This window comes from Sandaracinus amylolyticus (genome assembly GCF_021631985.1).
GTDB classification, from domain to species: domain Bacteria; phylum Myxococcota_A; class Polyangia; order Polyangiales; family Sandaracinaceae; genus Sandaracinus; species Sandaracinus amylolyticus_A.
Window position 1 is genome coordinate 7,030,499 of sequence record NZ_CP070225.1, and the last position, 22,104, is coordinate 7,052,602.

Annotated in this window: 21 protein-coding genes and 1 pseudogene; 9 read left to right on the forward strand and 13 right to left on the reverse strand. The window is 71.1% G+C overall.

What is annotated here, in order from left to right; translation table 11 throughout:
* Window positions 1-167: 167 nt before the first annotated feature.
* Window positions 168-566: a PaaI family thioesterase gene (locus I5071_RS29760; protein ID WP_236516639.1), complete on the reverse strand. Its 399-nt coding sequence runs from the start codon at window positions 564-566 to the stop codon at window positions 168-170.
* 25 nt (window positions 567-591) lie between these two features.
* Between I5071_RS29760 and I5071_RS29765 the strand changes: the two genes are divergently transcribed.
* Genes I5071_RS29765 through I5071_RS29780 form a run of 4 tightly spaced genes read left to right on the forward strand, consistent with a single transcriptional unit; the run spans window position 592 to window position 4,824 of the window.
* Entirely contained in the window at window positions 592-1,746 is a 1,155-nt protein-coding gene (locus tag I5071_RS29765; RefSeq protein ID WP_236516640.1) for a hypothetical protein, read from the forward strand.
* The gene (locus tag I5071_RS29770; protein WP_236516641.1) at window positions 1,747-2,865 is read left to right on the forward strand and encodes an NAD(P)/FAD-dependent oxidoreductase; all 1,119 of its coding nucleotides are present in this window, start codon (window positions 1,747-1,749) and stop codon (window positions 2,863-2,865) included. It abuts the gene before it with no gap.
* A gap of 45 nt (window positions 2,866-2,910) precedes the next feature.
* The gene (locus tag I5071_RS29775; RefSeq protein WP_236516642.1) at window positions 2,911-4,434 is read left to right on the forward strand and encodes a hypothetical protein; all 1,524 of its coding nucleotides are present in this window, start codon (window positions 2,911-2,913) and stop codon (window positions 4,432-4,434) included.
* A 9-nt stretch (window positions 4,435-4,443) separates the two neighbouring features.
* Window positions 4,444-4,824: a hypothetical protein gene (locus tag I5071_RS29780; protein ID WP_236516643.1), complete on the forward strand. Its 381-nt coding sequence runs from the start codon at window positions 4,444-4,446 to the stop codon at window positions 4,822-4,824.
* A 108-nt stretch (window positions 4,825-4,932) separates the two neighbouring features.
* Here the strand turns inward: I5071_RS29780 and I5071_RS46880 are convergent.
* The 3 genes and pseudogenes from I5071_RS46880 to I5071_RS29795 all read right to left on the reverse strand — a co-directional run.
* Window positions 4,933-5,055 (reverse strand): annotated as a pseudogene (locus tag I5071_RS46880) (hypothetical protein); the annotation flags it as partial.
* 245 nt (window positions 5,056-5,300) lie between these two features.
* Window positions 5,301-5,888: an OsmC family protein gene (locus I5071_RS29790; protein WP_236516644.1), complete on the reverse strand. Its 588-nt coding sequence runs from the start codon at window positions 5,886-5,888 to the stop codon at window positions 5,301-5,303.
* 26 nt (window positions 5,889-5,914) lie between these two features.
* Window positions 5,915-6,805 carry a diiron oxygenase gene (locus tag I5071_RS29795; RefSeq protein ID WP_236516645.1) on the reverse strand — a complete coding sequence of 297 codons (891 nt, stop codon included), beginning with the start codon at window positions 6,803-6,805 and terminating at the stop codon, window positions 5,915-5,917.
* Window positions 6,806-6,968: 163 nt separating this feature from the next.
* Here I5071_RS29795 and I5071_RS29800 point away from each other — a divergent pair, with 163 nt between their 5' ends.
* Window positions 6,969-8,870: a winged helix-turn-helix domain-containing protein gene (locus I5071_RS29800; protein WP_236516646.1), complete on the forward strand. Its 1,902-nt coding sequence runs from the start codon at window positions 6,969-6,971 to the stop codon at window positions 8,868-8,870.
* On the opposite strand, the gene I5071_RS29805 is transcribed toward I5071_RS29800, so the two are convergent.
* Genes I5071_RS29805 through I5071_RS29825 form a run of 5 tightly spaced genes read right to left on the reverse strand, consistent with a single transcriptional unit; the run spans window position 8,871 to window position 13,860 of the window.
* Window positions 8,871-9,836, reverse strand: coding sequence for a creatininase family protein (locus tag I5071_RS29805; protein ID WP_236516647.1), 966 nt, complete (start codon window positions 9,834-9,836; stop codon window positions 8,871-8,873).
* Complete coding sequence (locus tag I5071_RS29810) at window positions 9,833-11,269, reverse strand: pyridoxal phosphate-dependent decarboxylase family protein (RefSeq protein WP_236516648.1); 1,437 nt, start codon at window positions 11,267-11,269, stop codon at window positions 9,833-9,835. The genes I5071_RS29805 and I5071_RS29810 overlap by 4 nt, the downstream gene beginning before the upstream one ends.
* Window positions 11,266-11,883, reverse strand: a complete 618-nt coding sequence (locus I5071_RS29815) for a TetR family transcriptional regulator (protein ID WP_236516649.1) — start codon at window positions 11,881-11,883, stop codon at window positions 11,266-11,268. Before I5071_RS29815 ends, I5071_RS29810 begins: the two co-directional genes overlap by 4 nt.
* A gap of 48 nt (window positions 11,884-11,931) precedes the next feature.
* A complete protein-coding gene (locus I5071_RS29820; protein ID WP_236516650.1) occupies window positions 11,932-12,114 on the reverse strand; it encodes a hypothetical protein in 183 nt (60 codons plus the stop codon).
* A gap of 33 nt (window positions 12,115-12,147) precedes the next feature.
* Window positions 12,148-13,860, reverse strand: coding sequence for a metallophosphoesterase (locus I5071_RS29825; protein ID WP_236516651.1), 1,713 nt, complete (start codon window positions 13,858-13,860; stop codon window positions 12,148-12,150).
* 78 nt (window positions 13,861-13,938) lie between these two features.
* On the opposite strand from I5071_RS29825, the gene I5071_RS29830 reads away from it, so the two are divergent.
* Complete coding sequence (locus I5071_RS29830) at window positions 13,939-14,403, forward strand: hypothetical protein (protein WP_236516652.1); 465 nt, start codon at window positions 13,939-13,941, stop codon at window positions 14,401-14,403.
* 211 nt (window positions 14,404-14,614) lie between these two features.
* Here I5071_RS29830 and I5071_RS29835 read toward each other — a convergent pair whose 3' ends face one another.
* Genes I5071_RS29835 through I5071_RS29845 form a run of 4 tightly spaced genes read right to left on the reverse strand, consistent with a single transcriptional unit; the run spans window position 14,615 to window position 17,369 of the window.
* Entirely contained in the window at window positions 14,615-16,435 is a 1,821-nt protein-coding gene (locus I5071_RS29835; RefSeq protein WP_236516653.1) for a hypothetical protein, read from the reverse strand.
* Complete coding sequence (locus I5071_RS29840; protein WP_236516654.1) at window positions 16,432-16,890, reverse strand: hypothetical protein; 459 nt, start codon at window positions 16,888-16,890, stop codon at window positions 16,432-16,434. The genes I5071_RS29835 and I5071_RS29840 overlap by 4 nt, the downstream gene beginning before the upstream one ends.
* 46 nt (window positions 16,891-16,936) lie before the next feature.
* Window positions 16,937-17,062, reverse strand: coding sequence for a hypothetical protein (locus I5071_RS46685; RefSeq protein WP_268921160.1), 126 nt, complete (start codon window positions 17,060-17,062; stop codon window positions 16,937-16,939).
* Window positions 17,063-17,072: 10 nt separating this feature from the next.
* On the reverse strand, window positions 17,073-17,369 hold the full coding sequence (locus I5071_RS29845) for a YheU family protein (RefSeq protein WP_236516655.1): 297 nt from the start codon (window positions 17,367-17,369) through the stop codon (window positions 17,073-17,075).
* Window positions 17,370-17,457: 88 nt separating this feature from the next.
* On the opposite strand from I5071_RS29845, the gene ppdK reads away from it, so the two are divergent.
* The 3 genes from ppdK (at window position 17,458) to I5071_RS29860 (ending at window position 22,085) form a co-directional block, all read left to right on the forward strand.
* Entirely contained in the window at window positions 17,458-20,124 is a 2,667-nt protein-coding gene (ppdK, locus tag I5071_RS29850) for a pyruvate, phosphate dikinase (RefSeq protein WP_236516656.1), read from the forward strand.
* Between the two features lie 139 nt (window positions 20,125-20,263).
* Complete coding sequence (locus I5071_RS29855; protein ID WP_236516657.1) at window positions 20,264-21,367, forward strand: ATP-binding protein; 1,104 nt, start codon at window positions 20,264-20,266, stop codon at window positions 21,365-21,367.
* Between the two features lie 70 nt (window positions 21,368-21,437).
* Complete coding sequence (locus I5071_RS29860) at window positions 21,438-22,085, forward strand: hypothetical protein (RefSeq protein WP_236516658.1); 648 nt, start codon at window positions 21,438-21,440, stop codon at window positions 22,083-22,085.
* The last annotated feature ends 19 nt before the right edge of the window (window positions 22,086-22,104 follow it).

Sequence of the window (22,104 nt, forward strand, 5' to 3'; positions counted from 1 at the left end):
CTTTGCAACGACCATGCGGCTCGCGATCGCGGGTGATCAGCCCGCGCGAGGAGGACACTCGGTTGCGATTTCCACAACGATCGGGGTCGTGGGGACGAGTGACCTCGGGCGAGGTCGGAGAGCCGGCGCGGCTCTCGCGCCACCCGGAACGCCGGGCGTGCCTCGCGCTAGACCGGCAGCTTCGCCGAAGCGAGCGTCACCAGCGCGCTCGCGATCGACGCGCCCTTCGTGGTCGTGACCTCGACCTCGCACACCACGATGCGCTTGCCGGCGCTGCGTCGTCGCGCCTCCGCGACCAACACGTCCCCGACCTGCGCGGGCGCGAGATAGCTCGTCGCGAGCGACACCGTCACCACGCCCTGCCCGTCGATCGACGGCTGCAGCGCGATCGCCGCGCCCGCCGCGGTGTCGATCAGCGACGCGATCACCCCGCCGTGGGCGATGCCCCGGGTGTTCGCGTGCTCGTCGCGGATCTCGAGCTCGATGCGGCACGCGCCGTCGCTGCGCGAGACGATGCGCAGACCGAGCCACGACGCGAAGCGCGAGGTCGCGAGCAGATCGTCCATCGCGGCCGAGTATGCTCCGCGCGCGATGAGGACACGACGAGCGACGATCGCGATCATGCTGCTGCTGACCGGCTGTCCCACGCCGCGCGGTGATGGCGCACGGAGCACGACGAGCGGCAGCGAAGAGGAGACGACCCCGACGCGCGAGCGCACCGACCTCACCCGCGAGGGCGTGCTCGCGCTCGGCGACTATCTCTTCGAGCTCGAAGAGGGCGAGGGCGAGCGCACGACCACCTCGCGCCGCATCGCGCAGCTCGCGCGGGTGAGCGGGGACGAGCTCGAGCTCTCGATCGACGGCGCGCCGCGACGGGTCTCGCGCCAGGCCGCAGGACCGATGTTCTGTCTGCGCGCACCGCTCGCGATCACCGAGGGCGATCTGCGCATCGCGCTCGACGCAGGCGCGCCGGTGCACGTCGCCGCGTCCGATGCGACCCACGCGCGCGTCGGTCCGGTGCCGCGCACCGCGTTCTCGCGCGTCCTCGATCGCAGCGCGCTCTCGCTCGAGGGATGTCGCGACGAGCGCGCGAGCGGGACGTCGTACGTCGCCGCGACCCATCCCGGCGATCAGGCGTGCATGTTCTCGGATCCCGATCCCATCGACGAGAGCGACGGGCTTCCGATCCCCTCGGGCGTCTCGCTCGAAGAGCTCGATCGCGAAGGCGGCTGGGCGCACGTGCGCGTCTTCGTCCCCGGCGGATCGATCGAGGGCTGGATCGCGAGCGAGCTGATCTCGACGAGCGCGCCCTCGACCTCGATCGACTGGAGCGCGGCCGCGCTGCGCCCCGATCGCTGCGCGTTTCCCGGCCGCGCCGCGAGCCCCGCACCGCCGCGCGCATGGATCGAGCGCAGTGACGACACGATCCCCCTCCCGCCCGCCGCGGACTTCGAGCGCACGCTGCGCGACGCCGATCCTCGGGTGCGCGGCTGCTGGGACGAGCTGCCGATCGATCAGCGCCCGAACCGTCCCGCGCGCGTCGAGGTGCGCATCGGGATCGACGGCGACGGCCAGGTCGATCTCGCCGCGGTGGTGCGCTCCGAGAACGCGCCCGCATCGCTCACCCGCTGCATCGCGGAGCGCGTTCGCCGCATCCGGTTCCCGCCGCCGCGCACCGGCGTCACGCTGCGTCGCACCTACGCGTTCGATCCCGCGCCGGTGGAGACGAGCGACGAGGAGCTCTGATTGCATTTCGACGCGATCGTCATCGGTGCCGGCGTGGTCGGGCTCGCGTGCGCGGAGCGCCTCGCGCGCGACGGTCGCAGTGTGTTGATGATCGAGCGCCACCCGACGTTCGGTCACGAGACGAGCTCGCGCAATTCGCAGGTCGTACACGCCGGGCTCTACTACGCGCCGGGATCGCTCAAGGCGCGGCTCTGCGTCGCGGGACGTCACGCGCTCGTCGCGTGGTGCGCGCAGCACGGCGTCGCGCTGCGCACGATCGGCAAGCTCGTGGTCGCGGTCGACGAGGACGAGATCGCGCCGCTGCACGCGCTGCGGGATCGCGCGCTCGAGAACGGCGTCGACGACGTCGTGATCCTCGACGCCGAGGAGATCCACCGCCGCGAGCCCGACGTGATCGCGCGCGCCGCGTTGTGGTCACCGTCGAGCGGCATCGTCGACGCCCACGGTGTGATGGCCTCGCTGCTCGCGGCCGCGCGCGCACATCGCGCGTTCGACGTCGCGTTCCGTCACGAGCTCGTGCGCGCGGAGCGCATCGGCAGCGGATACCGGCTCGTGGTGCGCGACGATGCGGGGCGCGAGAGCGAGGTGCACGCGACGCGCGTGGTGAACGCGGCGGGCCTCGAAGCGGACACGATCGCCGCGCGCATCGGCATCGACATCGACGACGCGCGGTATCGCCAGCGCTGGGTGAAGGGCAGCTACTGCGCGCTGCGTCGCGGCGCGCTGCGCGTGCGCTCGCTCGTGTATCCGATGCCGCCCGCGAGCCTGGTCGGGCTCGGCGTGCACCTCACGCTCGAGCTCGATGGCGCGCTGCGCCTCGGCCCCGACGTCGAGCCGATCACGACGCGGGTTGCCGATCACGGCGTGCGCGACGAGCTCGCGCCGCGCTTCCACGCTGCGGCCTCGCGATTCCTCCGCGGCATCGCGCGCGACGACGTCACGCCCGATCGCGCCGGCATCCGCCCGAAGCTGATCGCGCACGAGGGCGAGGTGCGCGACTTCGTGATCGCCGAGGAGTCCTCGCGTGGGCTGCCCGGCTGGGTCGATCTGATCGGCATCGAGTCGCCCGGGCTCACCGCGTCGCTCGCGATCGCCGACGAGGTCGCGCGCTTCGTGTGACCGGCGCGGCTTGCGCGCGTGCGCGCGCCGGACGACATCTCGCGCATGACAACCCGCCCGCTCGTCGTGCTCTCGCTGCTCGCCGTATCTCTCCTCGGGTGCGGTGACGACGACGATGGAACGGGCATGCCGGACGCCGGCCCGATGGACGCGGGCGCGCCCGACTCGGGCACCGATGCGAGCCTCGCGGACGCGGGCAGCGAAGGCGATCTGATGCGCGACTTCTGCGAGCCCCTCGCCGAGCTCGTGTGCACGCGCGCCGCCGCGGACGAGTGCGGCTGCGGTGCCGCGCTGCCGGGAGGCGAGGTCGACGTCGAGGGATGCACCGCGCGCTTCGCCGAGCAGTGCACCAGCGCGTGGGCCGCGCTCACGACCGGCGATGCGCGCGTCGACGCCGCGCGCGCCGCCGAGTGCGTCGAGCTGATCGGATCGAGCACCACCGGCTGTCAGCTCCCGCCCGCGGTGGGCATCGTGATCGCGCACTGCGCGCCCTTCGCCTACGGGCCGGGCGCGATCGACGAAGCGTGCTCGAGCCCGCTCTGCGCCGAGGGCACGGGGATCTGCGCGGAAGGCACCTGCCGCGCGCGCGCCGGCGCGGGCACCGCGTGCTCACCCGAGCAGCCCTTCCAGTGCGCGGTCGGCCTGGTGTGCCTCGGCGGTCAGTGCGCGTCGCCGCCGGTGAGCGGTGAGGCGTGCGAGCAGAACGGTCAGTGCGCGCTCGGGCTTCGCTGCACCGACGGTCGATGCGGCACGCTCGGCGCGCTCGACTCGTCGTGCGAGAGCACGGGCCAGTGCGACGAAGCGCTGGTCTGCGGCGAGGGCTCGACCTGCGTCGCGCGCGATCGCGAGACGTGCTCGCCCGACGACGCGTGCGGCAACCTCCAGACCTGCCGCGCTCCGCGTGCCTGCGCACCGCGCGGCGGCGCCGGCGCGACCTGCGTCGAGTCGCGCGACTGCGAGCCCGCGCTGCACTGCGCCGACGACAGCCGCACCTGTGTCGCGCGCCCCACCGACGGCGAGCCCTGCGCGCCCGGCAACGTGTGCGCGCTCGGCCTCGGCTGCGACATGGACGGAGGCGGCACCTGCCGTCCGCTGCCCACCGCGGGGCAACCCTGCGCGTACTCCGACGGCCTCACGCCCTTCGTGTGCGCGGCGGGTCTCGCGTGCATCGACAACGCGTGCGCCGCAGTCCCCGGCGAGGGCGAGCCCTGCGCGTTCGGCAACGTCTGCGCAGACGGCCTCGGATGCGACTTCACGCGCGAGGGCAGCTTCTGCATCGTCCCGCGGACCGCGGGCGGCGCGTGCGAGAGCGATCGCAGCTGCGCCGACGCGTTCCACTGCGGCCCCGAGGGCACGTGTGTCGCCGACCAGCCGAGCGGCTCGACCTGCAGCGCCGGCAACGAGTGCGCGGGGGTGTGCGTCCCGAGCGCGAGCGGCGGCTTCGTGTGCGCCGATCGTCCCGACGCGGGCGAGACGTGCCTCTTCGACGACGACTGCGGCGACACGATGGTGTGCGATCCGGTCGCGAGCGCAGCGCGCTGCGGCGGAGAGATCTGCGCAGTGCTCTAGACTGAGGCGATGGACGATCGCATCGCGGAGCTGGAGCGGGAGATCGAGTCGCTGCGGGCGCGCCTCGACGCGCTCGCGGAGCAGGGCGCGCCAGGGCGCACGTCGCTGCGCATCCACCGGCGCTGTCCGGTCTGCGATCATCGCTCGGTGCTGCGCATCGAGCGGGTCGCGGATCGCTCGCACGGCGCGATCGAGGCGCTGGCGCCGCTGATCGAGTCGGGCTTCCTCGAGCAGCGAGGGCTCGGTCAGTTCGTCGTGTACGTCTGCCGGCAGTGCGGGCTCGCGGAATGGTACGTGGCGCGGATCGAGGAGATCCCGCTCGATCATCCGTCGGTGCGCGTCGCCGAGGGCCCGCCCAAGCCGCCCGAGGGATCGGGCCCGTTCCGGTGATGCATGGATGCATGGCTGCGCCCTTCCGCCATGCATTCGTGCATACCCCCTGAGGTCGCGCGGAGCGCCGAGATCTCCGTCGGTCGCGCCGCCCGCCTGACCGCGATCGTTCGCGCCCCAGCACGCCACCGCACCACCTGCGCGCACCGCGCAGGTGTGCGCACGACCGGCCGCGAGCTGCACGATCGCCGCGCCGAAGACGCGACGTGGAGGACTTCGAAGATCGACCACGGCGCGCCCGTACCGGTCACGTACGACTGCGTCCGCACCGAATGAGGAGAGTCGGAAGATTGATTAGGAGAGCAGGAGGAGAAGGAATACCACGTCGATTGGGCGCGCTCGGAGCATCGCAAAGTCACCAATCACTACTCGGGTAAATTCGCGAGCACCAGAATCACTGCAGACGATCCGACGTGGTGTTCCTATCCTTCCTGCTCTCCTCAGCGGCTCGGATCTCCTGCTCTCCTCGCTCGCGCTCAGTCGATCACCAGCTGCGAGACGAGCGGGATCGCGCTCGCGAGGTGGTAGTGGTTCGGTGAGCGCTGCATGACCGTCGCGTGGAGCTCTTCGAGCTGCGCCTTGGTCGCGCCTGCCGCGCGGATGCGCACGACGTAGCGGATCGCCGGGCACCCCGGCGGGACTTCCTGCGTGAGCCCGAGCGGGCCGCGCAGATCGATCGTCCCGCGGGTCTCGATCGAGAGCTCGTCGATCGCGATGCCCATCGCGGCGGCGTTGCACGCGTAGCCGAAGATCAGACAGGCGTTCAGCGCGGCGAAGAGCAGCTCCTGCGGGTTCGGGCCCGAGTCCTCACCGAAGAGCTCGCGCGGCTCGTCGCTCCGGATCACGTGCCGTCGCGCGATGTTCTGTCCGCCGAGCTCGTAGCCCTCGACGCTCGACTCGACGCGCGCCTGTCCCTTCCAGCGCGAGGTCACGCGGAACCCCGCGAGCGCGGCGGAGGGGTCGCCGCCGACGTGCTCGACGATCTGCTGCAGCGCCGCGAGGTCGAAGCCGTTGATGCGCGGCGAGCTGGTGGTGTGGGTCTGGACGGCGGTCTGGATCGTCATGTCTCGTTCTCTCTTTCGTGGTGGGGTCAGCGCTTCGAGAGCGCGTCGAGGCTCCGGCGGAACGCGGGGTGCGTCGCGCCGCTCTCGAGGAAGGTCGTGCGGTAGGACGCGCGCTGGGCGTCGCGCAGCTGCGTGCGCACGTCGCGCGAGAGCTCGCGTCCGGTCATGCGCTCGAGCGACACCAGGTCGAGCTCGACCTGCGCGCAGAGCCCGTCCTCGAGCACCGCGCAGATGCGCCGGTAGTCGTCGATGCCGCGCCGAACGTCGCTCGGTGAGAGGCGCGCCGCGAGGGTGTCGACGATCATCGCATCGAGCCGCGCGTGCTGCGCTTCCTCGAGCCAGTGCTGGCGCAGCAGGCTCGCGAAGAGCGGCTCGAGGCGGGTCTCGCCCTGGACCGACTCGACGTAGTGGCGCTGGGTCATCCACTCGACGTGGAGGATCACCAGCGCGACCCCGAGCGCGTCGTGCGCGAGCACCGCGTCCGCGATCTCGCTCGCGGGACCGATCACGTCGCACGTCACGCCGACGTCGCGCGCGAAGCGATCGGCGAACCGATCGAAGAGCTGGATGTGCTTCGCCTCTTCGCCCGCGAACTGCAGCAGCGCGCGGATCTCGTCGTCGTCCGCGCCGAGCCGGTCGCGCACGTGATCGAGGACGAAGGGGAGGATGAATTCCTCGACCAGCCCGAAGAGGCGCAGGTACGAGCTGGCGCGCACGTGGTCGAGCGCGAGGCGCGTGCTCGCGTCGAGCGCGTCCACTGCGTCGACGCCGCTCAGCGCGACGGGCAACATCGGTCGCGTGACGTCGAAGCGCGCGTCGTCGGGCAGCACGTCCTCGATGCGCCACGCGACGCGCTGCGACGCTTGGAGGACGTGGCGATACGGGTGCTCGTTGCGCAGCTCGACCTGCTCGTGCATGGCTCTGCTCCTCTCGTTTCGTTCGCGACGAGGAGCACGATGGCGCGCGGCGCGCGGACGCTCATGAAGCGGGGATGAAGACGCGATGAGAAAGCGCGGAACCTCCGGAAGCACGCGAAACGACGACGGTTTTCGCGCGCCTGGAGCGAACGTCGCCGAGCGCATGAAGCACGCTGCGGCGGCCGCGTTCGTCGGTCGCGCCGACGAGCTCGCGTGGCTCGAGCGCGCGCTCCTCGACGACGAGACGCCGGTCGTGTTCGTGCACGGCATCGCCGGCATCGGGAAGAGCGCGCTGCTCCACGCGCTCTCGGCGCGGCTCGCGGCGCGCGGTGCCGAGATCATCGAGCTCGACGGTCGCGAGATCGAGCCGATCGAGCGTGGGTTCCTCGGCGCGCTCGCCATCGACGCGGATCTCGATGGCGTGATGCGCACGCTCGACGCGCGCGACTCGATCGTCGTGCTGCTCGTCGACGAGCGCGACGCGCTGCGGCTGCTCGAGGGCTGGCTGCGGCGCCGCTTCGTCCCCGCGATGCCGGCGCGCGTGCGGCTCGTGCTCGCCGGTCGCAGCGCGCCCTCGAGCGCGTGGACCGCCGCGCCGGGGTGGGACGCGATCGTGCGCACGCTCCACGTCGGTCCGCTCGGCAGCGCCGACGCCGACGCGCTGCTCGCGCGCGACTCGCTCGCACCGGCCACCCGCGCACGCCTCGGCGCGCTCGCGAACGGACACCCGCTCGCCCTGAAGCTCGCGTCGGCCGCGATCGCCGCGCGTCCCGATCTACCGCTCGACGAGATCGAGAGCCGGCACGTCGTCGCCGAGCTCACCCGCCGCTTCCTCGCCGACGTCGACGATCCGATCGCGCGCGCCGCGGTCGAGGCGGCGTCGGTCCTGCGCCGCGTGACGCGCCCGCTGCTCGCGCAGATGCTCGGCGAAGAGCACGCCGACACGGCGGTGTCGGCGCTGCGCGCGCTGCCCTTCGTCGAGAGCGGGCCCGATGGCCTGGTGCTCCATCAGACCGTGCGCTCTGCGGTCGAGCGCTCGATGCGCGCGCTCGATCCCGCGCGCCACCTCGAGCTGCGCAAGCGCGCGTGGGCCCACCTGCGCGCCGAGATCCACGCAGCGCCGCGCGCGCGCTCGTGGCGCCTCACCGCAGACACGCTCTACCTCGTCGAGCGCCCCGAGATCCGCGAGGCGTTCTTCCCGACGGACGAGCACGCGCTCACGATGGACGCCGCGCTCCTCTCGGATCACGACGCGATCGTCGCGATCGCGCGCGCCCACCTGCGCGATGACGAGGTGGCGATGCTCGACGCGTGGTGGGCGCGCGTGCCCGACGCCTTCCACGTCGCGCGCGACGAGGAAGGACGGATCGTCGGGTTCTACGTGCTCGCGTTCGCGGAGCGCGTCGATCCCGCGCTCTCGCAGCTCGATCCGGTGCTCGCGCGCTGGCTCGCACACCTGCGCGAAGCACCGATCCCGGCGGGCCGCCCCGCGCTCTTCAACCGCGTGATGGTCGACGCGCAGCGCGGCGAAGCGCCCTCCTCCTCGCGCGCCGCGTACTGGCTCGACGCGAAGCGCACCTACGTCGAGCGGCTCGATCTCGCGCGCATCTACGTCGCTGCGCACTCGCTCGACGTGCTGCCCGTGCTCTCGAAGCTCGACTTCCGCTACCTCGCGGGGCTCACGGTTCCGCTCGAGCGCGCGCACGTGCACACGTTCACGCTCGACTTCGGCGAGGGCGTGCTCGCGTGGCTCTCCCGCCTGGTGGACGCGCAGTACGAGCAGCCCGCGCCGCGCTTCGTGATCGATCGCGACGCGTGCGAGCTCGTCGTCGACGGATCGCGCGCTCGCCTCACGCGGCTCGAGCTGGGCGTGCTGCGATACCTCGAGGATCGCGGCAGCGCGGTAGTGTCGCGTCAGGAGCTGATCGAAGGCGTGTGGGGCCAGGCCTACAGCGGGAGCAACGTGGTCGACGCGGTCATCCGCACGCTGCGCAAGAAGCTCGGCCCCCACGCCGACGCGATCGAGACGGTCACGGGCTTCGGCTATCGACTGCGCGGGCGCTGATCACACCGGCGACTCGCGGGTGCGCACCATGCGATCGAACACGCGCCCGAACGTCTCGTTCATGAGCAGGTGGCGCAGCGGCCAGAGCGGAGAGTGGCAGTCCGCGACTCCGATCTTCCCGGTCCACAGCTCGGAGAGCGCAGCGGCCGCTTCGGTCGCGAGCACGTCGAGATACTTCGCGCCGAGCTCCGCGCTCGCCTTCGCGGGTGCGCCCGCGTAGGTCTCGCGCTCGTAGTACTGCTGCTTGAGCGGCAGGCTGCGCAGCAGCTCGAGGAACGTCGCCTTCTCGCCCTTCTGCATCGCGGGCAGACCGCGCTCGACGAGATCGAGCTCGATCGAGCGCGGCGGAAGCGAGTGATACGCGGGGTCGACGTGCTGACCGACGAGGTGCAGCAAGAGCGAGGTCTCGACGAGCCCGCCGTGCGAGTCGCCCTTCAGCTCCTCGCGCGAGATCCCGCCGATCCCGCCGAGCAACGTCGCGAGATCGGAGCTCCCTCCGGTCAATCGTTTGACCAGCAACGAAAAGACGGAAACCATCCCGACGCCGGTGCGACGGTGCGCGTCGTGCGCGCCCTTCTCGAGCGCGAGGATGTGGCGCGGCCCGCCGTGGAAGCTGCCGACCCACACGTGCCGGAAGCCCTGACGCCCGAGGCTCTCGCCGATCTCCGCGAGCACCTGCGCGACGGTCTCGGGGCGGAACTTGATCGAGCCCACGTGCGGCAGCACGTCGGCCGCCATCCATACCCAGGGCAAGCGCACGAACGTCATCTCGGGATGCCGCGCGTGCAGCAGCTCCGCAGTGCGCGCGACGAGCCCCTCGGCCTCGCGCAGATCCGCTTGGACCGGCAGATGCGGTCCATGCACCTCGAGCGGCGAGCACGACACGATGACGACGGTGCGCGCGCGATCGAGCGCGGCGATGTCGGGACCGCGCAGCTCGGCCCATTCGCGGATCAGCGTGCTCATGCGAAGAGCTGGTTCACGTAGTGGATGAGGATCGCCTTGGTGAGCGGGCGCGGGAGCGCCTGGAGGATCGTGTTGATCGACGCGCTCTCCTCGGGGACTCCGACCGACGTGCCCGCCGCCGCGAGCAGCTGCGCGAACGTCGCCTCGTCGAGCGTCGCGGGATCGATCGACGCCGCGGCCTGGGCGATCCCCGCGACCATCGCGTCGTCGCGCGTCGGCATCGCGCGCGCCTCGTCCACGCACGCGCGCAGATCGGCGAGGAACGCGTCCACGTGCGGCACGTTCGCGTGGGTGATCGAGAGGTGCAGGTTCTCGCGATGTCCCGCGAACCCGAGCTGCGGCTGCACGTACCAGCCGCGCTTCTTCATGAGGTCGGCGATCACGAAGATCGGGACCTCGTCGCTCGTGAACGCGACGAGCGTCATGTCGGGCTCGGCCATCACCCGCAGCCCGGGGATCGCGTCGATGCCCTCGGCGTAGCGGCGCGTGGCATCGCGCATCTCCTTCGCGATGCGCAGATAACCCTCGTCACCCATGCGCATCATCGTCGCCCACGCGCCGGCGAGCGGCCCGCCGCTCTTGCTGCTCTGGATCGTCGCGTTGACGATCGTGTAGCCGGTCCACTCGCTGCACGCGTAGAGCTGGTGCTTGCGCAGCGAGCGATCGCGATAGAGCACCACGCTCGCGCCCTTCGGGCAGTAGCCGTACTTGTGCAGATCCATCGAGAGGCTCGACACCCCGGGCACCCGGAAGTCGAAGCGCGGCACCGCCTCGCCGAGCCGCTCGAGGTACGGCAGGAGGAGCCCGCCCATGCATCCGTCGACGTGCATCCAGAGGTCGTGCTCGATCGCGAGCGCGGCGAGCGCCTCGATCGGATCGATCACGCCGTGCGCGTACGAGGGCGCGGAGCCGACGAGCATGATGGTGCGGTCGGTGATCGCGGCGCGCGCGGCGGCGACGTCGGCGCGGAACGTCGTGGGATCGACCTGGAACGCGACGAGCTCGACGTCGAGGTAGTGCGCGGCCTTGTGGAACGCGGCGTGGGCAGTGACCGGCACCAGCAGCTGCGGGCGCGTGATCTCGGGGCGCAGCGCGCGCGCACGATCACGCGCCGCTTTGACCGCGAGCATGATCGACTCGGTGCCGCCGCTCGTGAAGTTGCCGACGACGTGCTCGTCGCCGTGCACGTGGGTCGCGCACATGCGCACGACCTCGTTCTCGAGACGGAGTAGGCTCGGGAACGACGTGGGGTCCAGGCCGTTCTCGGAGAGGAACATCAGATACGCGCGCTTGCCGAGATCGAGCGCGTCGTGCTTCGCGTCGAACACGTAGCCGAACGCGCGTCCTCCGCGCCATGGCACGTCGCGCTCGCGGTACTGCTCGAGCGCCTCGATGATCTCGCCGCTGGTGCGGCCCTGTGCCGGGATCTTCACTGCTCGCCCTCCCCCCCGAAGCCCTGCTCGAGCTCCGCGAACGTCTCGCGACCGAGGCGCACGAGATCCGTGCTCGCGCCGCCCTCGAGCCACTCGCGCAGGCTCGCGCGCACCGCGCCGATCACCGCCGACGCGCGCACCCGGGCGCGACGCTTGCCGCGCGAGGTGTCGCGCTCCCCGCGCGCGAACGCCTGCTCGAGCAGCTCCTCGAACGCACGATCGAGCTGGAGCTCGCGGCCGATCAGCGCAGGCTCGGACTGCACGAGGCGGTACTGCGCGAGCATGCGCTCTCGCTCGTCCTGGTAGCGGCGCGCGAGCGCGAGGCAGGCGCGGCGCACCGTCTCGAACGCGGTCTCGCGCTCGCGTGGGACGAGCGCCGAGGCGAGCAGCACGAGCCGCTCGTCGCGCTCGGGGAAGACCAGTGCTTCCTTGGTCGCGAAGTAGCGGAACGCGGTGCGCCGCGAGAGCCCGGCGGCCTGCGCGACGTCGTCCATCGTGGTCGCGGCGTAGCCGCGCTCGGCGAACAGCGCGTACGCCGCGGAGACGAGCGCCGCGTGGCGCGACGAGCGGTTCTTCTCGCGCTGGGGCTCGCTCTCGGTCGTCTCCTCGGTCACCACGAGGATCTGACGAAAGTGGCACTGAGTGTCAAGATATTCTGGCACTCAGTGCCAGAATACTCTCACGCCTTTCTTCGCGTAGCGCGGCTGGTAGAGCTCGACCTTCACGTCGCCGGGCATGACGAAGTGGATGGTCAGGCCGTAGCCCTGATGGCTCACCTCGTCGGTGAGCACGACGCCGCGCGAGGACGCGCGCAGCTCGTCGGCGCGATAGAACAGCGCGTGCATCCCTCGGATCATCGCGGAACGCACGCGTGGCGATTATTCGCCGGCGAGGGTCGTGAGGCTCTCGATGCGCGCGGGCGCGGTGGCGCGCGCGGCGGTGATCGACGCTTGCGCGCTCGCGGGGACGGCGCGCACGAGCTGCACGTTGCCGTCCTCCGCGTCGCGGCTGATGTCGTCGACCCACGCGGCGACCCACTCCATCTGGGTGAGCGCGCGGAAGCGACGCTCCATGCAGTCGTCGGTGTCGTAGTCGACGATCGTCGCGAAGATCGAGAGCGTCCCGTCGGCGTTGTCGACGAGCTCGATCATGCGCGCCTGCGACGGATAGTCGGCGATCGCGCTGGTCATGATCTCCCAGTAGCCGGGGTGCGCCGCATCGGGGCCGGGCACCGCGCGCACGCGGTTGTCGTGGGTGTGACCGACGAGCCACGCGATGACCTCGGCGCGCGACGCGACGAGCGTCTCGATCTCCTCGGGCGTGAGCGCGTCCTCGACCTCGTCGCCGCCGACCTCGCCGACGATGCGATCGATCGACGTGGTCGAGTGATGCGACGCCAGCATGACGAGCACGCCGTCCGCGACCGCGCGATCGAGCTCGGGGATCAGCCAGCCGTCGACGGTGGGGCGACGGATCATGCCCTTCGAGCCGCCGGTGAGATCGCTGGTGTCGATCGAGAGGATGCGGAGCAGGCCGGGGATCGCGTCGTAGGTCCAGTTCGCACCGAGCGAGGTGTCGACCTCGCCCGTCGCGGGATAGCCGTGGCCCGCGGGGCCGTGCGGGCCGTTCGAGGGCGCGGCGCGGAGCATGTCGACGATGTCGTCGCGATCGACGATCGCGCGATCGGGATCGGCGGGGATCGGACCGGTGGTCACGGGCGCGTACCAGAGGCGGTAGTCGCGCGTGCCGCTCGGCGCGTCGGTGCCGAGCGCGGTCTCGCGGAGACGATCGGTGGGCGCGGACACGCCGACGACCTCGACGTCGTGGTTGCCGGGCACGAAGAGCCAGGGCGCGGGGAACGGCGTGGGATCGAAGGGATCCTTGGGATCGTTGCCCTGGCCGGGCACCGGATCGTCGTCTTCGCCCGAGTCGGTGTGGAGCGCGGGCGTGCCGTTCATCAGATCGATGACCCACTGGATCTCGTTCTGCTGCGCGCTATCGGCGCAGTCGCCGGTGACGACGCCGAAGTCGTAGGGACGCTCTTCGCGCTCGACGCGCGCGAGGGTGCGGCTCATCGCGGAGACGGCGCGCGGGAGATAGGCCTCTTGCGCGCGGAGGCCCCCGGGGATCGCAGCGTTGTCGATGCGCGCGAGGCGCGTGGGCGACTCGTCGTCGACGAGCTGGAAATCGGAGAGGTGCGCGAACCAGGCGAGCGAGCGACGCTCGGTGGTCGCGGTGGTGGTGGCGCCGAGATCGGTGCGCGTGAGGTGCGGCTGTCCGGGGCCGACGTCGACGAGGTGGTAGTCGAGGCCGCGGTACATCGTCTCGCCGATGTCGAACGCGGGGTTGCGAGGACCGGAGCGCTCTTGGCGATCGACGTGCGGGACGAGCGTGCTGACGAGGGTGCTCGCGACGTGGGGGAGCGGCGTGGCGGGCGCGGGATCGCTGTCCTCGCAGCGCGGAAAGCGCAGGCCCATGTGTGGGTCGCCGCCGTCTTCGGGAACGCTCGCGTCGAGCGGTGCGGAGTCGTCGTCGCCGCCGCACGCGGTAACGGCGAGGACGATGGAAGCGAAGAGAGCGAGTCGGCGCATCGCTCGCGATGGTACGTCGAGGTGACGACTGCGCGACAGTATCGTGACGCGTGGGTCAGCGATTTTCGGAGGTGGGCGGTGAAGAGGATCGCGATCGCGGTGGCGCTCGGGGTCGTGCTCGGGTGGGCGCGCGCGGATGCGCAGGGCGGCGGGGAGCAGACGGTGCTCGGGCCGGGGCTCTACGTGTTCCAGACGCGCACGCGGGCGGCGACCTGCGGGGACGACGAGCGGACGGGGTACGTGACGTCGTTCGTGGCGCCGATCGATGGCGTGCCGGGGAGTCGCACGATGCGCATGCGGACCCCGGACTCGCAGTACTGGTCGTCGTGGACGATCACGATCGGGGGTGACGACGCGATCAGCGGGGAGGCGTTCCTGACGGGGTCGTCGGGGCCGAATCGACCGGTGTCGCGGTTCACGGTGCGGCGCGATCGGGATCGGTTCACGGGGCAGGGCGTGCGGAGCTACGACGCGACGGTCGGGGGTGCGACGCGAAGGTGCGAGGTGACGTACGACGCGCTGTTGCGGCGCATCGACGCGTGAGGACCGACCGGGGTTGAGGGAGGGAACGCGAATTCCCTTTTGTTTTCGCGTCCTCGGAACCGACCGTGGTTGAGGTTTGATGACGCCCGTCAGACGCCCGCCTGGCGCCCGTCACCTCGAAACCCGACCGTGGTTGAGCGTTCTGCTGACGCCCGCCTGACGCCCGCCTGACGCCCGCCACCGCCAACCCGACCGTGGTTGAGCTCTCCCCCTACCGCCCGCGCCCCTCACGCTCCTCGCGCAGCACCTCCGCCCACCGGATCCACGCGCTCCCCGCGTGCTGCACGAAGTCGTTCCGCGACGTCAGGTCCACCTGCGACCCCGGCATCCCCCCGAGCGCCCGCTCCGGCCTCGCGAACAGATGCGTCGGCCCCGGCGCCCATCGCCACCGCAACAGCTGCCCGAGCCCGCGCTCCACCACTGCCCGCGCCCGCGTCGTGTCCCGCCCGTGGTGCCGCAGCAGCAAGTACGTGTTGATGAACGCCTCGGTCCGCGACCCCACCGGCGTCAGCCTCGGCAACAAGAGCGGCCCCACGCCGTACCCGCCCTCGACGTTCCACGGCGTCTCGCCCTCGCGATACTGCAGGTGCTCGTTCCACTCGAGCCACCGCCGACAGAAGTCGATCGCCTCCTCGCTGTCCGCGCGCCCCCGCGCCTCGCCCGCCGCGATGCACGTCCAGTGCTCTTCACCGTAGTAGTAGCGGCTCCCGAGGAAGCTCCACCCCGCGCCCGTCAGGTGCGCCATCAACCTCCGCGCCGCCTCGAGATCGCGCTCGTCGCCCAGCACCTCGTGCGCGCGCAGCAGCGCGAACGCCGCCTCGCCGCTGTAGTACATGTGCTGCACGTCGATCGGCCGCTGCGCCTCGAGGTCGTACTCGTGCATCAGCTCGCCGTCCTCGCGCTGCTGCGCGCGCAAGAACGCAGTGAGCCCTTCCAGCAGTCGCTGCGTGATCGGGTGCGGCTCCTTCGCGTGGATCTCCGACGCGGCGATCACCGTGAGCGCCGCCGATCCCACCTCCACGCGACCGTGCGACTCGACGCACGGATTCCCTCCGCATCGCCGCATCGCATACCGCTCGATCCACGACAGCGCGCGCAGCGCGCCCTCGCGCGCCTCGGGCATCCCGTGCAGTCGATCCACCTGCGCGACGAAGTACGCAGTCCCCGCGTGGCGCGGCAGGTTGTACGGCTCGCGTCGCGGCCCATCGGTCGTCGCGTCGTAGACGTAGGTCCATGCGCCGTCGTAGCGCTGGTGTCGCAACAAGAACGCGGCGCCCTCGACCGATGCGCGACGCAGCGTCTCCTCGTCCACCAGCTCGCGCGACGTGCGCGGATCGGGATACGTCGACTCCGCGATGGTGTGCGATCGGAACCGGAGCACCTCACCGCGCGCCTGCACCTCGTCGCCATCGCTCTCGAGCTCGGCCGCGAGCTGCTCGATCAGCGCGTGCATCGGCACACCGAACGAGAGGTCGGCGAGCGGCGTGCGCACACCGAGGTCGTACGAGCGCTGCGCGCGCAGCTGCTCCGGCGTCAGATACGCGACGCGCTCTCCCAGTCGCGCCACCAGCCCTTCGCGCAGCGGCACCAAACCCAGCTCGCGCACCGCGAGGATCGGCGGGAGGATCGGCCCTTCGCCGAGCACACACTCGATCGTGAAGCGCACGCGCCCGTCGTCGGTGCGCGTCCATCCATCGAGCCCCGTCACGCGATCATCCGTCGCGAAGAGCTCGCCCGCGCGCGTCACCGCGCGCTCGAGCGACACGTTCTCTTCGACGTGCCGCGTCACCGGCACCCCGCGATGCCACGCGGTCACGATCACGTCGCCGCGCCACGCGCCCGCGCTCGCTGGCGCCGCCTCGACCGGCGTCCCGATCCGCCGCGCATCGAGCGACGCGAGCGCCCATCGCGCCGCATCGTCGTCCGGTGCGGCACGCTCGTCGATGCGCGTGCGCAGCGCACCGATCACACCCGCGAGCAGCGCGACGACCAGCGCCGCGAGCACGCCCTGCACGAAGCGTCGCTGCGTCATCGCGCGCGCGGCAGGAGGAAGTAGACCTGCGCCGCGGGAAACACGACGAGGTACGGAACCAACAGCACGAGCGCGACGAGCAAGAGCACCGCGCCGCCCTGCCCCACCGGCCCGTAGAGCCCGTAGAGGTTCCCGATCGTGTAGGCGAGCGCCGCGATCACGACGATCCCGATCGCGAGCGTGACGCCCGCGACGATCTTCGCGACGCGCTCGGCCATCGCATGCCCGCGCAGCAGGAGCACGCCGCTCGCGACGAACCCCGCACCGATCATCGATGCGCCGACGTCCACCGGCCACCACCGGATCGGCAGGAACGCCCACACGCCGATCACGAACAGCGCGCCGAGCACCAGATCGATCACGCCCATCGCGGTCCGTCGCGCAGGTGGGCTCGTCGTCACCGGCACCGGCGCGACTTCGCGCTCCACGTCCTTCTTCTTCGCGCGCTGGCTCATCTCGCGCGCGACGGTAGTCCGCGCCGCGCGGCGGATCCAGATGCGGTCAGAACGGCGGGCCGCACACCTCGCCCGAGCGCGCTTCGTCGCACACGCGCGGCTCGTATGGCTCGGCGGCGCAACCGCCGATCGCCACGAGCGCTGGGAGCGCGACCAATCGCACGATGCGCATGCGACCGATCCTATCTCCGTCCGCGCAGCTCTCTCGCGCGCACCAGGTTCACGCTCTGCGCCTTCGCGTCGAAGAGCACGACCACCTCGCCGCGCTTCAGCTGCTCGCGCACCTGCGCGACCTTCGTCTCGAGCTGCACGTCGCGCTCGCCGTACTCGGTGCCCTCGCGCGTGACGAATTCCTCGATCACCCCGCGGAGCGCCGCAGGGCTGAGACGCTCCCACGGCACCTCGACCTCGGCCGGAAGGTCCTCGTCGATGCCCGCGCCCTCGTCGTCGCGCTCCACCCGTGTCTCGTCGTCGCTCACGCCGGAGTTGCTGAATCGCCGGCATCGTCGCGGCAAGCGGAAGATCGACTGGGGTTTTTCCCGGCGGCGACTAATCTATCGGCCCGACATGACCCGTCTCGTCTATCGCTTCGGTGTGAGCGCGACCGATGGCCGCGCGCAGATGAAGGACCTCCTCGGCGGCAAAGGCGCGAACCTCGCGGAGATGGCCGCCGCAGGGCTGCCGGTGCCGCCCGGTTTCACCATCTCGACCGCGGTCTGCAAGGACGTGAGCGAGCATCACGGCGAGCTCCCGAAGCAGCTGTGGCCGGAGATCGACGCCGCGCTCGCCGAGGTCGAGGCGAAGATGGAGCTGAAGTTCGGCGATCCCTCGCGCCCGCTGCTCGTCTCGGTGCGCTCCGGCGCCGCGGTCTCGATGCCGGGCATGATGGACACGGTGCTCAACCTCGGCATGAACGACGCCGTCGCCGAGGGCCTCGCCAAGCGCACCAACAACCCACGCTTCGCGTGGGACGCGTACCGGCGCTTCATCCAGATGTTCGCCGACGTCGTGATGGACGCGAAGCGCAGCGCGTTCGAGGACGCGATGGACGCGCTCAAGCACGAGCGCGGCGCGAAGACCGATCAGGAGCTCACGGCCGACGATCTCCACGAGCTCGTGAAGCGCTTCAAGCAGGTCTATCGCGATCAGCTCGGCCAGGACTTCCCGAACGATCCGAGGGTGCAGCTCGAGCGCGCGATCCTCGCGGTGTTCCGCTCGTGGATGAGCGAGCGCGCGGTGAAGTACCGCGAGGTGCAGCAGATCCGCGGCTTGCTCGGGACTGCGGTGAACGTGCAGGCGATGGTCTTCGGCAACATGGGCCAGACCAGCGGCACCGGCGTGTGCTTCACGCGCAACCCCGCGACCGGCGCGAAGGAGCTCTACGGCGAGTACCTCATCGACGCGCAGGGCGAGGACGTCGTCGCGGGCACCCGCACGCCGCTCCCGATCTCCACGCTGCGCGACAAGATGCCGGAGATCCACGGACAGCTCGTCGAGATGGCGCAGCGCCTCGAGCGCCACTTCAAGAACGTGCAGGACATCGAGTTCACGGTGCAGGAGAGCAAGCTCTTCCTGCTCCAGACCCGCCACGGAAAGCGCACCGGCGCAGCCGCGGTGAAGGTCGCCGTCGATCTCGTCGCCGAAGGGCTCGTCACGAAGGACGAGGCGATCGCGAACCTCGTCGAGCCGACGCACGTCGATCAGCTGCTGCACCCGCACTTCGCCGACGAGAACGGCTACCGCAAGGCGGGCAAGGTGCTCGCGAAGGGCCTCAACGCGTCGCCGGGCGCGGCGGTCGGTCGCATCGTGTTCGACGCCGACGTCGCCGAGGAATGGAAGTCGCGCGGCGAGAAGGTGATCCTCGCGCGCATCGAGACGAGCCCCGAGGACGTCGCGGGCATGCACGCCGCGGAAGGCGTGCTCACGACGCGCGGCGGCATGACGAGCCACGCGGCGGTCGTCGCGCGCGGCTGGGGCAAGCCGTGTGTCGCGGGCGTCGGTGAGCTGCAGATCGACTATCGCGCGAAGACGCTGAAGAGCGGCGATCGCGTGGTGAAGGAAGGCGACTGGATCAGCCTCAACGGCACGACCGGCGAGGTGATCGAGGGCAAGGCCGCTCTCGCCGACGCGCTGGTGAGCGGTGAGCTCGCGACCTTCATGGCGTGGGTCGACGAGGTGCGCACGCTCAAGGTCCGCACCAACGCCGACACGCCGAAGGACGCGAAGGTCGCGCGCGACTTCGGCGCCGAGGGCATCGGCCTCGTGCGCACCGAGCACATGTTCTTCGAGGAGAGCCGCATCCTCGCGATGCGCGAGATGATCCTCGCGGACACGATCGAGGCGCGGAAGAAGGCGCTCGCGAAGCTGCTGCCGCATCAGCGCGAGGACTTCGTCGGGATCTTCCGGGTGATGGAGGGGCTGCCGGTCACGATCCGCCTGCTCGATCCGCCGCTCCACGAGTTCCTGCCGCACGAGCGCGTGCAGCAGGACGAGCTCGCGAAGGTGATGGGCGTCAACGTCGAGCGGCTGCGCTCGCGCGTCTCGTCGCTCGGCGAGGCGAACCCGATGCTCGGCCACCGCGGCTGCCGCCTCGGCATCACGCACCCCGAGATCACCGAGATGCAGACCCGCGCGATCCTCGAGGCCGCGTGCTCGGTGACCAAGGAAGGCAAGAAGGTGCTCCCCGAGATCATGGTGCCGCTCGTCGGGCACCGGACCGAGCTCGCGCACCAGAAGGCGATCGTGCTGCGCGTCGCGGAGGACGTCTTCCGCGAGCAGGGCATGCGCGTGGAGTTCAAGGTCGGCACGATGATCGAGGTGCCGCGCGCCGCGCTGCGCGCCGGTGAGATCGCGGAGGAGGCCGAGTTCTTCAGCTTCGGCACCAACGACCTCACGCAGATGACGCTCGGCTTCTCGCGCGACGACATCGCGAGCTTCCTGCCGAAGTACCTCGCGCAGGGCGTGCTGCAGGACGATCCGTTCCAGACGCTCGACGTCGACGGCGTGGGCCAGCTCGTGAAGCTCGCGACCGAGAAGGGCCGCGCCCAGCGTCCGGGCATGAAGATCGGCATCTGCGGCGAGCACGGCGGCGACCCGCGCTCGATCGCGTTCTGCGCCGACGTCGGGCTCGACTACGTGAGCTGCTCGCCCTTCCGCGTACCGGTCGCGCGCCTCGCGGCAGCGCAGTCGGCGCTGAAGAAGAAGGGCGTGAAGGGCAAGGTCGGCGAGGCCTGATCAAAGCGAATTTCGAGGCGATGCATCGCGCCTCGATGATGCTCGTAAGTCGCTGACTTCACTCGACTTTCAGACGGTCGCGAACAACGCGGAAGGGCCGCGGATCGGGTAGAATGGAGCCTCTCTCGGAGGAGGTTCCATGACCCCCGATCCCGGCCCTTCGTCGATTCAAGTGCTCGACGCTCTCGAGGCCGTCCGCAGGCGCCCTGCGATGTACTTCGGCGACACCGGCTCGATGGGCCTGCACCATCTCGTGTGGGAGGTCATCGCGAATTCGATCGACCAACACCTCGCACGAGAAGCGACGCACCTGCGCGTCGACGTCGACGACGAGGGCTGGATCACGATCGAGGGCGACGGGCCAGGCATCCCCACCGCGCCGCTCCGCGACGGACCGCGGGTGCTCGAGGACATCTTCCTGCGCTTGCACCACGGGCCCTCGCGGTTCGATCACTTCCCGCACGTGCACGTCGCGCCGTCGATGCACGGCGTGGGGCTCGCGGCGGTGAGCGCGGTGTGCGCGCGGCTCGAGGTCGAGAGCCGACATCGCGGCGAGCACTGGAGGGCGGCGTTCGAGCGCGGCGTGATGGTCGAGCCGGCGCGGAGCATCGGGCCCTCGGAGCGATCGGGCACGCGCATCCGGATGCTGCCCGATGCGCAGATCTTCTCGAATGCGAGGGTCGATCACGCGCTCGTGGAAGAGCGCCTGCGCGAGCTCGCGTGGCTCTGCCCGCTGCTCGCGATCCGCTGGCAGGGCACGACGCTGCCCGGGCGCGGCGGACCGGCGGGATGGGTGCGCGAGATCGCGGGGGACGCGCTCCTCGCAGGCACGCTGCTCTCGACGACGCGCGACGTCGACGACGTGCAGGTCGACCTCGCGCTCGGGTGGACGGATCGTGACGAGACGACGGTGCGCTCGTTCGTGAACTTCGGCGCGACGCAGCGAGGCACGCACGTGCGCGGCGTGTACGCGGCGCTCGTCGCGATGGCGCGCGCGGTGGGCAGCGATGCGGATGCGCGCGTCGTGCACGAGCTGCTGCTGCCTGGGCTCGTGGTGGTGGTGCACGTCGGTCTCTTCGACGCGAGCTTCGGCTCGCCGACGCGCGATCACCTGGTGACGCCGCTCGCCGAGGTCGCGACGCGAACGGCGATCGAGCGCGCGCTGCGCGTCGTGCTCGCGCCGCGGTCGGCGCTCGCGACGTTCTTGCGCGGGCGGCTCGGCGTCGGCGACGCGATGACGTGACTCACGCGGCGGAGCCCACGTCGCCGTCGCGCGACTGTGGGCGTCGACCGTCGCGACCACGCTGTTCCTCATGCGTGCACTCTGCTCGATCGGGCTCGCGCTCGTCCTCGTGGCGCCGTGCGCCGCGCGCGCTCAGGACACCACCGAAGACGAGCGAGGCGTAGCGACACCGCGGGACGTCGCGATCGCACAGGCGAGCTTCGAGGCGAGCGCGCCCGTCGTGCCGGCGGTCGATCCGACGCTGCGCGACGTGCACCTCGCGCTGCAGATCGGCACCCTCGCCTCGCTCGCGCTCACGGCGTCGCTCGGTGTGATCGCGGCGTACAACCAGGAGACGGTCTTCAGCGACGGCCAGTGCAACGACGCGCAGGGCGATCCGATCTTCGGGTTCGAGTACGGCTGCGAGCACCTGAGCACGCTGCACGGGATCGCAGGTGTGACGACGACGACGCTCTACACCGCGTCGATCGTCACCGGCGCGATGATGCCCGAGCAGGATGACGTGCCGCAGTGGCTCTACGATCTGATCACGGCGGTGCACGTGGGTGGGATGGTGCTGCTCCCGCTCGCGGGGTTGCTCTCGGCGTATCCGGGCGTGGTCGGGGTCGACGAAGAGTCGCAGCAGGACTTCTCGAAGGTGCTGCGCACGGTGCACGCGGCGTTCGCGGTGACGACGACGGCGGCGTACGTGACGACGCTGGTGTTCGACTGGACGTGAGGCGGGGGCGGGATGCCGC